Origin of the sequence: Amycolatopsis sp. WAC 01376 (assembly GCF_003947415.1) — a bacterium.
Lineage (GTDB): Bacteria > Actinomycetota > Actinomycetes > Mycobacteriales > Pseudonocardiaceae > Amycolatopsis.
The window spans coordinates 1,161,329-1,171,935 of the sequence record NZ_QHKL01000003.1; the positions used below are offsets into that span (position 1 = coordinate 1,161,329).

Below are 10,607 nucleotides of genomic sequence, written 5' to 3' on the forward strand. Positions count from 1 at the left end.
AGGAGGCCCTCACGGAACGTCAGGAAAGCTCGGCGCGGACCGCTTGGGCGGCCGCGACCAGGTTCCGCAGCGCGGGCTCGACCTCGGCGTACCCGCGCGTCTTCAGGCCACAGTCCGGATTGACCCAGATCCGCTCGGCGGGCACGGCACCGACGGCGGTCCGCAACAGCCCGCTGACCTCGTCGACACCGGGGACGCGCGGCGAGTGGATGTCGTACACGCCCGGCCCGACACCGCGGCCGAAGCCCGCCGCGCCGAGGTCGGTGACGACCTCCATCTTCGACCGCGCGGCCTCGATGCTGGTGACGTCGGCGTCGAGCGCGTCGATCGCCTTGACCACCTCACCGAACTCCGAGTAGCACATATGCGTGTGGATCTGGGTCGCGTCGTCGATCCCGGACGTCGCGAGCCGGAACGACGAAACCGCCCACGCGAAGTACGCCTCGTGCGCCGCCGCGCGCAGCGGGAGCAGTTCGCGCAGCGCCGGCTCGTCCACCTGGATGACGCGGATGCCCGCCTGCTGCAGGTCGTGCACCTCGTCGCGGATGGCCAGCGCCACCTGGCGGGCGGTCTCGCCCAGCGGTTGATCGTCGCGGACGAACGACCACGCCAGGATCGTCACCGGACCGGTCAGCATCCCCTTGACGGGCTTGCCGGTCAGGCTCTGCGCGTAGCGCGCCCACTCGACGGTCATCGGCTCCGGACGTGAGACGTCGCCGTACAGGATCGGCGGCCGGACACACCGCGAACCGTAGGACTGCACCCAGCCGAAGTCGGTGGCCGCGAACCCGGCCAGCCGCTCGGCGAAGTACTGCACCATGTCGTTGCGTTCGGGTTCGCCGTGCACCAGCACGTCCAGCCCGAGCTCCTCCTGCAACCGGATGACGCGCTCGATCTCGGCCTTCATCGCGGCCTCGTAGCCCGCGTCGTCCAGCGAGCCCGCCTTGTGCGCGGCCCGCGCCTTGCGGACGCCGGTGGTCTGCGGGAACGAGCCGATCGTGGTGCTCGGCAACGGCGGCAGCTCCAAGGCGGCCTGCTGCGCCGCGGCGCGCTCGGCGTAGGGGGAGCGGACGGTGTCCTCCGGCCGCAGCGCCTCCAGCCGGGCACGCACCCCGGCGTCGGCCAGGTCGGCCGCCGTCGCGCGATCCGCGGCCGCGGCACGAGCGGCGGAGAGGTCGACGCCGTCTTCCTTCAACGCGCGTCCGAGCAGGACGACCTCGTCGACCTTCTGCTTCGCGAACGCCAGCCAGCCCTTCAGCCGCGGATGGAGCCCGTCCTCCCGCTCGACGTCGTAGGGCACGTGCAGCAGCGAGCAGGACGTCGACACGCTGACCGACCTGGCGGTGCCGAGCAACGTCGCCGCCCGGCCGAGCGCGCGGGCGGGGTCGGTGCGCCAGACGTTGCGTCCGTCGACGACACCGGCCAGGACCTCCTTGTCCCGCAAGGCGGGTTCGGCCGCGACCGCGTCCACAAAGGACTCATCGGTGACGAGGTCGACGGCGATCGCGTCGATCGGGGAGCGGGCGAGCACGCCCAAGCCACGACCGAGACCGCCGAAGTACCCGGCGACCAGGATCTTCGGGCGCGCGGTCTCCTTCGCGAGCCGGTGGTAGGCGCGGATGAGTGCGTTGAGTTCCCGCTCGGTGCGGTCCGCGGCGAAGGCGGGTTCGTCGAACTGGACCCACTCGACGCCTTCGTCATGCAGGCGCCTTAGCAGCTCGACGTAGCCGTCGAGGAGGTTGTCGAGCAGATCCAGTGGACGGAAGCCCTCCGGAGCGGTCTCGCTCGCCTTCGCGAGCAGCAGGAACGTCACCGGGCCCACCAGCACCGGCCGCGTCTCGACGCCGATCGCGCGGGCCTCGCGGTACTCGTCGAGCGGTTTGGTGCCGGAGAGCGCGAACGACGTCTCCGGGCCGAGTTCGGGGACGATGTAGTGGTAGTTCGTGTCGAACCACTTCGTCATCTCCATCGCCGGCGCGTCCTGCACCCCGCGCGCGGCGGCGAAGTAGGTGTCGAGCGGCGAAAGACCGAGCGTCGCGAAGCGCTCCGGCAGCGCTCCGAACAGCTCGGCGGTGTCGAGCACCTGATCGTAGTGGGAGAACGTGTTGGAGGGGACGGAATCCAGCCCCGCGTCCTTGAGTTCCCGCCAGGCCCGGGTGCGCAGCGCGCGGCCGGCGCCCAGCAGTTCGGCCTCGTCGATCTTGCCCGCCCAGTAGCGTTCGAGTGAACGCTTGAGTTCCCTGTCCGGTCCGATGCGGGGGTAGCCCAGCACAGTCGTGCCGATTTCGGTCACAGCTCTCTCCTCGCGAGCTTGTCGTGAGAGCCCGGAGCGCGCAGGAGTGACCGCCGTTCGGTCGCGCCCATCCCACGAGGCCCGGACTCACGCACGCCGTCGGCGCGCGTACCACGGGCAGGTCTTCGGACTCGTGGGCGGCTCGCTCGCTCCTACCGGCCGTCGCTTCCCGGGGCGCCATGTCCCAGTGCTTTACCGTGTCTCGCACGGTGACGGCTTTCGTTCCCACATACCGCTGCGGGGCAGTCCCGGATTCACACCGGGTTCCCTGTTACCTCGACCGGACTGAGAGGCCGGGCGAACCAGTAGCACCTTGGAGCGTACTCAGGCCCACAAGTAGGTAGGTCGTGAGTGGTAAGTGTCGTTCTAACGACACTTACCACTCACGACCCCCATCGAAAACCGCACATCGCCATGAAGGCCCCCTTCCTGTACCTAGGCGCAAGGAAGGGGGCCTTCATGTACTACGGGCGGGGGTCAGTCCCAGTCGAGGGCGCCACCGGACTGGTACTCGATGACGCGGGTCTCGAAGAAGTTCTTCTCCTTCTTGAGGTCCATCGCCTCCGACATCCACGGGAACGGGTTCTCGGTCTCGCCGAAGATCGGCGCGAGGCCGATCTGCTGCGCGCGACGGTCGGTGATGAAGTGCATGTACTGCTCGATCAGCTCGGCCGAGAGCCCGAGCATGCCGCGAGGCATGGTGTCGCGGGCGTAGGCGACCTCGAGCTCGCATGCCTCGGTCAGCATGCCGCGGATCTCCGCCTGGAACTCCTCGGTCCACAGGTGCGGGTTCTCGATCTTGATCTGGTTGATGCAGTCGATGCCGAAGTTCAGGTGGATCGACTCGTCGCGCAGGATGTACTGGTACTGCTCGGCGATGCCGATCATCTTGTTCCGGCGGCCGAGCGAGAGGATCTGCGCGAAGCCGGTGTAGAACCACATGCCCTCGAAGATCACGTAGAACGCGACCAGGTCACGAAGGAAGTTCTGGTCGGCCTCGGGGGTGCCGGTCTCGAAGTCCGGGTTCTCCAGGTTCTGCGTGTACTTCAGCGCCCACGCGTCCTTCTCCGAGATGGACGGGACCTCGCGGTACATGTTGAACAGCTCGCCCTCGACCAGGCCGAGGCTCTCGCAGATGTACTGGAAGGTGTGCGTGTGCACGGCCTCCTCGAACGCCTGGCGCAGCAGGTACTGGCGGCATTCGGGGTTGGTGATCTGCCGGTACACCGCGAGCACGATGTTGTTGGCCACCAGCGATTCCGCGGTGGCGAAGAAGCCGAGGTTGCGCTTGAGCATGGTGCGCTCGTCCTCGGTGAGGCCGTCGGCCGACTTCCACAGCGCGATGTCGGCCTGCATGGCGACCTCGGTCGGCATCCAGTGGTTGTTGCAGCCGGCGAGGTACTTCTCCCACGCCCAGGTGTACTTCATCGGCAGCAGCTGGTTGACGTCGGCGCGGGCGTTGATCATCCGCTTGTCGTCGACGTTGATGCGGGCGGCGCCGACTTCGATCTCACCGAGCCCGGTGGCGTCGGTGGAAGCGTCAAAGGTGGTCATGGAGGCTCACTTCACGTGTGGGTCGGGTGGGTCGTGAGTGGCGATTCGGGTCAGAACACGAATCGCCACTCACGACCGGGCGGTCACTGGCAGGCTTCGCAGTCGGGGTCGTCGATCCGGCAGGCGGCACCGTCGGTGGCGACGAAGTCGACGTCCGAGACCTGCGGCATCTCCTTCGGCTCCGGCTTGGCGGCCGGGGCCGGGGCGGTCACCGGGACGGCCGGGACCGCGGCGGCGGGCGGCGGCGAGACCGCGGCGGAAGCCGACGGGGCGGGCGAAGCGGCGGGAGCCGGGGCGGCGGTCTTGGGTGCCGAAGGCGGGGCCGGGGTGGCCGAGACCGCGTTCAGCTTGCCGTCGGTGCCGCGCAGGGTGCTCTTCTCCACGTGCGTCGCGGACCGCGCCCGCAGGTAGTACGTGGTCTTGAGGCCCTTGTGCCAGGCGTAGCGGTACAGCTCGTCGAGCTTGCGGCCGCTGGGCGCCGCGATGTACAGGTTCAGCGACTGCGCCTGGTCGATCCACTTCTGACGCCGCGAACCGGCGTCCACCAGCCACTTCGACTCGATCTCGAACGCGGTGGCGTACAGCGCCTTCAGGTCGTCCGGCACGCGGTCGATCTGGCCGAGGCTGCCGTCGAAGTACTTCAGGTCCGAGACCATGACCTCGTCCCACAGCCCGCGCTCCTTGAGCGAGCGGACCAGGTGCGGGTTCACCACGGTGAAGTCGCCGGACATGTTCGACTTGACGAACAGGTTCTGGAACAGCGGCTCGATCGACTGCCCGACGCCGCAGATGTTGGAGATCGTCGCGGTCGGCGCGATCGCCATCACGTTGGAGTTGCGCATGCCGACGGTCTTGACGCGCTCACGCAGCGGCGCCCAGTCCAAAGTGGACGACGTGTCGACGTCGAGCGCGTCGCCCTGACGGGCGTCGATCAGCAGCTGCAGCGAGTCGATCGGCAGGATTCCCTTGCTCCACAAGGAACCCTCGAACGTCTGGTACTGGCCGCGCTCCTCGGCGAGGTCGGTCGACGCCGAGATCGCGTAGTAGCTGATGTGCTCCATGCTGGTGTCCGCGAACTGCACGGCCTCGTCCGAGGACAGCGGGACACCGATCTCGAACAGCGCGTCCTGGAAGCCCATCAGGCCGAGGCCGATCGGGCGGTGGCGCAGGTTGGAGCGGCGCGCCTCCGGGATCGTGTAGAAGTTGATGTCGATCACGTTGTCGAGCATGCGGACCGCGGTGCGCACGGTCTTCTCGAGCCGCGCGGTGTCCAAGCCCTCGGGCGTGACGTGCTTGAGCAGGTTCACCGAGCCGAGGTTGCAGACCGCGACCTCGTCGGTGGTGGTGTTCAGGGTGATCTCGGTGCACAGGTTGGACGAGTGCACGACACCCACGTGCTGCTGCGGCGAGCGCAGGTTGCACGGGTCCTTGAAGGTGATCCACGGGTGGCCGGTCTCGAACAGCATGGTCAGCATGCGGCGCCACAGGTCGACCGCGCGGATCTTGCGGAACACCTTCAGCTCGCCGCGTTCGGCGGCGGCCTCGTACTCGCGGTAGCGCTCGGCGAACGCGGTGCCGTAGAGGTCGTGCAGGTCCGGGGTCTCGTTCGGCGAGAACAGCGTCCACTGCGCGTCGGCCTCGACGCGGCGAAGGAACTCGTCGGGCACCCAGTTCGCGGTGTTCATGTCGTGCGTACGACGACGGTCGTCGCCGGTGTTCTTGCGCAGGTCGAGGAATTCCTCGATGTCCACGTGCCAGGTCTCGAGGTACGCGCAGGCCGCGCCCTTGCGCTTGCCGCCCTGGTTCACCGCGACCGCGGTGTCGTTGGCGATCTTGAGGAACGGCACGACGCCCTGCGACTGGCCGTTGGTGCCCTTGATGTGCGCGCCGAGGCCGCGGACCGGGGTCCAGTCGTTGCCGAGGCCGCCCGAGTACTTCGCCAGCAGCGCGTTGTTCTTGTACGCCTGGAAGATCGAGTCCAGGTCATCGTCCACAGTGGTCAGGAAGCAGGACGACAGCTGCGGGCGAGTGGTGCCCGAGTTGAACAGCGTCGGGGTGGACGCCATGAAGTGGAACGTCGAGAGCAGCTCATAAAACTCGATGGCACGAGATTCCCGGTTGTCCTCGCGGATCGCCAGCCCCATCGCGACGCGCATGAAGAACGCCTGCGGCAGCTCGAAGCGGATGCCGTCGTGGTGCTGGAAGTACCGGTCGTACAGGGTCTGCAGGCCGAGGAAGCCGAAGTCGAGGTCGCGCTCGGCGTGGATGGCCGCGGTGATCTTGTCCAGGTCGAACGTCTGGAGCTCGGGGTTGACCAGCTCCAGCTCGATGGCGCGCTTGAGGTAGTCGCGGAAGTACTGCGGGTACCTGGCGGTCATCTCGTCCTGGCTGGCCAGCTGCGGCGTGCCCGCGAGGTAGGTGAGTGCCTCGCCGCGGAGCTTGTCCGCGAGCAGCCGGGCGCTGACGTAGGAGTAGTTCGGCTCCTGCTCGACGAGCACGCGCGCGGCCATGATCTGGGCGAGGGCGAGTTCGTCGGCGCTGATGCCGTCGTAGAGATTGCGCTTGGCCTCGGCCAGCACCGGCTCGGCCGAGACGTCATCCAGGCCGGCGACGGCCTCGCCGACGACGTGCGAGACGCGGGCCCAGTCGAGCGGACGGAGCGAGCCATCGGCCGCCTTGACGCTGATGGCGACGTCGGACGAAGCAGGCTTCTCGGCGTCACGGGCCTTCGCGCGCTCATCGCGGTACAGGACGTACGCGCGGGCGACCTTGTGGTGCTCGCCGCGCATCAGCGCGAGCTCGACGATGTCCTGGATCTGCTCGATGTGCAGCGCGGTCTCGGGACCGGCGTGGCGGAGCAGGGTGGCTTCGATCTGTTCGGTCAGTTCGTTGACCAGGTGGTGGATCCGCGACGAGGCGGCCGCGTCACCGCCCTCGACGGCGAGGAAGGCCTTGGTCACGGCGACCGAGATCTTGTTCGCGTCGAAGGGGGACACGCTGCCGTCCCGCCGGATGACTCGCACGGTCGCGGGCGTCGTGTCCGAGGACGAGGGCGGCCGCTGACCGGTTTCCGAGTTGACCACTGTCATGCATGACTCCAAGAGGGCGCGTTGAAGCACCACAAGGCCTCACAAGGCCGTGCGCTGCACGTTCACAAAGCTGTCCGACCACCGCTCCCGAGCGGTCTCCCCGTCGCTGGGCGGTGCCGGTTCCCAGAGACTACATGTAGGGGTCGGAGCCTGCACGTGCCCCAATGGGTGGCGTGTCGTGGTCTCACCCTGCCGGGTTAGCCGATCACGCTGAGCGGCTGGTCAGCCCCCGAAAACGAGCTTGAAATCGCGCAGGCATGCGCTCAGGACGGGCCGCTGACCGGCGAGGAAGCCGAACGGGCCGGATTCGTTGATCCGCCAATCCGCGGTCGCGGGACGCGGGTTCGCCGTCGCTCGGACGGGGCTTCTTTTGAGACGGCCGTCCAGCATTTGGACGACGTCGAAGGCCGCGGGCATCCGCACCGGAAGGCTCGGGCGGGCGGTGAAGGCCGCCGTCGCGATCCAGTCCTCGTGGGTGGCCGCCGAGGCGGTGAAGGTCCGCCCGTGGGCGAAGTCGAGCGCGGCGAGGTCCTTGGGAATGCCCCACAACGCGCGTCCGCCGGCGAGGGAGACTTCGCTGTCGACCCAGATGTCGGTGATCGAGCTGGAGAGGCGCTTGCCGCGGACCGCGACGGTCGCCAGCAGCTCGTGATACTGAAGCTGTCCGGGCTCCTGGTAGTCGATCCAGGCGGTGAACACCTGCGCGCTGCCGCCCAGTACGACGGGTTCGGCGCCGTCGGGCAGCGCGGGCAGTTCGCTCACCGGGACACGCCAGACCGACAGGTACGCCTGACCCGCCAGGTTCCAGGGCTCCGGGGGATAGGCGGTCATGCGTTCCGCCACGGCAGGTAGGCGGGCTGGTCGGTGTCGACGCGCATGGAGAACTCCGGTGGTCGTTTCTGCAGGAAGGACACGACGCCTTCGACGGCGTCCGGGCTGGAGCCAAGGCCGCCGATCAGCTTGGAGTCCAGTTCGTGCACGGGGAACGGCGACTCCGCGCTGGCCATCCGGTACAACAGCTGCCTGGTCACCGCGACCGAAACCGGTGAGGTGGTCCTGGCGATCTCGAGGGCCAGTTCGCGTGCCTTGCCGAGCACTTCTTCGGGCTCGTGAACACTGTGGACCAGCCCGGCGGTTTTCGCTTCCTCGGCGTCGAACACGCGGCCGCTGATCATCCAGTCGAGTGCCGTGCCCATCCCGACGAGCCGCGGGAGGAACCACGCGGACGCGCCTTCGGGGTAGATCCCTCGGCGGACGAACACGAAACCGAACCGGGAGTCCGTGGACGCCAGCCGGTAATCGCACGACAGCGTGATCGTGATGCCGCCGCCGACGGCCGCGCCCCGCAGGGCCGCGATCACCGGCTTGTTCATCGTGAAGATCCGCTTCGAGCAACGTCCCGCCGGTTCCTGCCATGCCGCGTCCGGACCGGTCTCCGGGTCGAAGTCGAAGCCGCCTTGGGTGAGATCGGCGCCCACCGAGAAGTCCTTGCCGTTGCCGGTCAGGATCACCACCCGGACGTCTTCGTCGCGGTCGGCCCGGTCCATCGCGTCGCCGAGTTCGTCGGCCATGCGGGTGGTGTAGCCGTTGCGGGCCTCGGGCCGGTTGAGCGTGACCGTCGCGATGCGGTCGGCGACCTCGTAGGTGATTTCGGCGTACGCGCTCATGACGTGAAAGTAAGGCTATGTTGACAAGGTGTCAATAAGACTCATTCGACGTCGTCCAGATGGTCGGCGTAGTACTCGACCGCCCGCCGGTACCGCTGCACGCCGTCGTCCGCGCTCGTCGCCGCGAGCACCTTCAGCAGCGTTCCCGCCGCTTCGCGCGCCTCGCCGACGTTGTAGAGCGCCATCGCGAGGAAGGTCCTCAGCGCCGCGTCGTCCGGGAACTCGCCGAGGCCGCGGCGCAACGTCTTGAGCGACTCGTCGTACCGGCCGAGGACGCGATACGTGCTGCCGAGCCCGACGAACACGCCGTGCCTGTCCTCTGTGGACAGACCTTCGCCCGCGAGAGCCTGCTCGTAGAACGGGGCCGCCGCCGCCTCCAGCCCGGCCGAATCATGCGCCCACGCGGTTTGGTAGGCGATCACGGCGTCCCGAGGGTTCCGCGCGGCCAGCTCGATCAACCGCAGGCGGGCCTCGTCGGTGCCCTGCTCCCGCAGCCGGACCGCTTCCTGTGTCTCGTTCACGCGGCAGCGCCGTCGAAGGGCGGATAGGCCTCGACGCCGACGCGCTCGGCCACCACGATGTAGTCGGCCAGCGCGTCACGCGAACGCGCCAGCTTGGCCAGCTGCTCGTCCAGGCGTGCGAGCCGCTCGCGCATCGCGGCCAGCAGTTCGGGGCAGCCGATCAGCTCGGGCTCCTCGCCGATCGCGCAGGGCAGCAGATACGCGATGTCCTCGGACGACAGACCGGCGGCGAGCAGATGCCGGATCTGCTTCACCCGCAGCAAGGCCGTCTCGTCGTACTCGCGGTAGCCGTTCGTGCCGCGGCTCGCCTCCAGGAGGCCTTGGGCTTCGTAGTAGCGCAACTGGTGGGCGTTGACGCCCGTCCGGTGACTCAGTTCACCGATCTTCATCGCTTTCCCCACTTGACCTTCATACCGGTATCAACGTTGACGATCGTGCCATGACTGACAACGCGAACACCCCGGTATCGGTCGTCGGCCTCGGTCTCATGGGCACCGCGCTCGCCCGCGCGTTCCTGAAGGCCGGGCATCCCACGACCGTGTGGAACCGGACTGCCGCCAAAGCCGGCTCCTTGGTCGCCGAAGGGGCGCGGCTCGCGCCCACGATCGGCGAAGCGCTCGATGCGGGCGGCGTGACGATCTTGTGTCTTACCGACTACTCCGCTGTGCGTGACCTGCTCGGCGACGCCGGGCTGGAGGGTGCGACCCTGGTCAACCTGTCCTCGGGCAGTTCCGCCCAATCACGGGAAACCTCCGTCTGGGCCGAAAAACGAGGCGCCCGCTACCTGGATGGCGCGATCATGGCCATCCCGTCGACGATCGGGACCGCCGAGGCGATGATCCTGCTCAGCGGGCCGCGGCCGGACTTCGATCTCGGCGCGCTCGGCACGATCAGCCATCTCGGCGAGGATCCCGGGCTGGCGTCCCTGTACGACGTCGCCGGGCTGACCATGATGTGGAGCGTCCTGAACGCGTGGCTTCAGGGCACGGCGATGCTCAAGACCGCCGGTGTCGACGCCGCGACGTTCGCGCCGTTCGCGCGGCAGATCGCCGCCGGGGTGGCCGATTGGCTGCCCGGATACGCCGAACAGGTCGACAAGGACTCCTTCCCGGCCGAGGTCGCCGCCTTGGAGACCGACGCGCGGACGATGACGCACCTGGTCGAGGAATGCGAAGCGCTGGGGGTGAACGCCGAACTGCCGAAGCTGTTCAAGGCGATGGCCGACCGCGCGATCGCCGCCGGGCACGGGGGAGAGCAGTACCCGGTGCTGATCCGGGAATTCGAACGAGCGGGTAACTAAGACGGCGGCTGGGGGCTCGCCTGTCCGTGAGGGCCTCCTTCCCTACCTTCAGGGTAGGGAAGGAGGCCCTCACTACCCGCCGATGTGGTTCCTGGTGACCGTGGGACACCTGTGACGCCAATTCCCCGGCCCGGTGGTCCGTGAAGGCCTCCTTGAGGGACCCAGAGTCCCTCAAGGAGGCCT

At 68.2% G+C, this 10,607-nt stretch carries 8 protein-coding genes and 1 riboswitch; of the genes, 1 reads left to right on the top strand and 7 read right to left on the bottom strand.

The window, feature by feature from the left end; all coding sequences use genetic code 11:
- Positions 1-19: 19 nt before the first annotated feature.
- The 7 genes from metE to DMH03_RS22280 all read right to left on the bottom strand — a co-directional run bounded on the left by metE (position 20) and on the right by DMH03_RS22280 (position 9,513).
- Positions 20-2,293: a 5-methyltetrahydropteroyltriglutamate--homocysteine S-methyltransferase gene (gene metE, locus DMH03_RS22250; RefSeq protein WP_125793857.1), complete on the bottom strand. Its 2,274-nt coding sequence runs from the start codon at positions 2,291-2,293 to the stop codon at positions 20-22.
- Between the two features lie 98 nt (positions 2,294-2,391).
- Positions 2,392-2,615: riboswitch (cobalamin riboswitch) on the bottom strand.
- Positions 2,616-2,770: 155 nt separating this feature from the next.
- Positions 2,771-3,847 (bottom strand): ribonucleotide-diphosphate reductase subunit beta, encoded by a 1,077-nt coding sequence (locus tag DMH03_RS22255; RefSeq protein WP_125793858.1) that lies wholly within the window; start codon positions 3,845-3,847, stop codon positions 2,771-2,773.
- Positions 3,848-3,930: 83 nt separating this feature from the next.
- Positions 3,931-6,936, bottom strand: coding sequence for a ribonucleoside-diphosphate reductase subunit alpha (locus tag DMH03_RS22260; protein ID WP_125793859.1), 3,006 nt, complete (start codon positions 6,934-6,936; stop codon positions 3,931-3,933).
- Positions 6,937-7,158: 222 nt separating this feature from the next.
- Positions 7,159-7,767, bottom strand: a complete 609-nt coding sequence (locus tag DMH03_RS22265; RefSeq protein WP_125793860.1) for an acetoacetate decarboxylase family protein — start codon at positions 7,765-7,767, stop codon at positions 7,159-7,161.
- Positions 7,764-8,603 (bottom strand): enoyl-CoA hydratase-related protein, encoded by an 840-nt coding sequence (locus tag DMH03_RS22270; protein ID WP_125793861.1) that lies wholly within the window; start codon positions 8,601-8,603, stop codon positions 7,764-7,766. Before DMH03_RS22270 ends, DMH03_RS22265 begins: the two co-directional genes overlap by 4 nt.
- 41 nt (positions 8,604-8,644) lie before the next feature.
- Positions 8,645-9,124 carry a tetratricopeptide repeat protein gene (locus DMH03_RS22275; RefSeq protein ID WP_233611581.1) on the bottom strand — a complete coding sequence of 160 codons (480 nt, stop codon included), beginning with the start codon at positions 9,122-9,124 and terminating at the stop codon, positions 8,645-8,647.
- Entirely contained in the window at positions 9,121-9,513 is a 393-nt protein-coding gene (locus DMH03_RS22280) for a MerR family transcriptional regulator (protein ID WP_125793862.1), read from the bottom strand. The genes DMH03_RS22275 and DMH03_RS22280 overlap by 4 nt, the downstream gene beginning before the upstream one ends.
- A 50-nt stretch (positions 9,514-9,563) precedes the next feature.
- Here DMH03_RS22280 and DMH03_RS22285 point away from each other — a divergent pair, with 50 nt between their 5' ends.
- Positions 9,564-10,424 (top strand): NAD(P)-dependent oxidoreductase, encoded by an 861-nt coding sequence (locus DMH03_RS22285; protein ID WP_125793863.1) that lies wholly within the window; start codon positions 9,564-9,566, stop codon positions 10,422-10,424.
- Positions 10,425-10,607: the final 183 nt, after the last annotated feature.

Excerpts from the sequence above, each read along its gene's own strand:
- DMH03_RS22280 (WP_125793862.1), bottom strand. The coding sequence starts at position 9,513 with ATGAAGATCGGTGAACTGAGTCACCGGACGGGCGTCAACGCCCACCAG.
- DMH03_RS22270 (WP_125793861.1), bottom strand. The coding sequence starts at position 8,603 with ATGAGCGCGTACGCCGAAATCACCTACGAGGTCGCCGACCGCATCGCG.
- DMH03_RS22255 (WP_125793858.1), bottom strand. The coding sequence starts at position 3,847 with ATGACCACCTTTGACGCTTCCACCGACGCCACCGGGCTCGGTGAGATC.
- DMH03_RS22260 (WP_125793859.1), bottom strand. The coding sequence starts at position 6,936 with ATGACAGTGGTCAACTCGGAAACCGGTCAGCGGCCGCCCTCGTCCTCG.
- DMH03_RS22285 (WP_125793863.1), top strand. The coding sequence starts at position 9,564 with ATGACTGACAACGCGAACACCCCGGTATCGGTCGTCGGCCTCGGTCTC.
- DMH03_RS22265 (WP_125793860.1), bottom strand. The coding sequence starts at position 7,767 with ATGACCGCCTATCCCCCGGAGCCCTGGAACCTGGCGGGTCAGGCGTAC.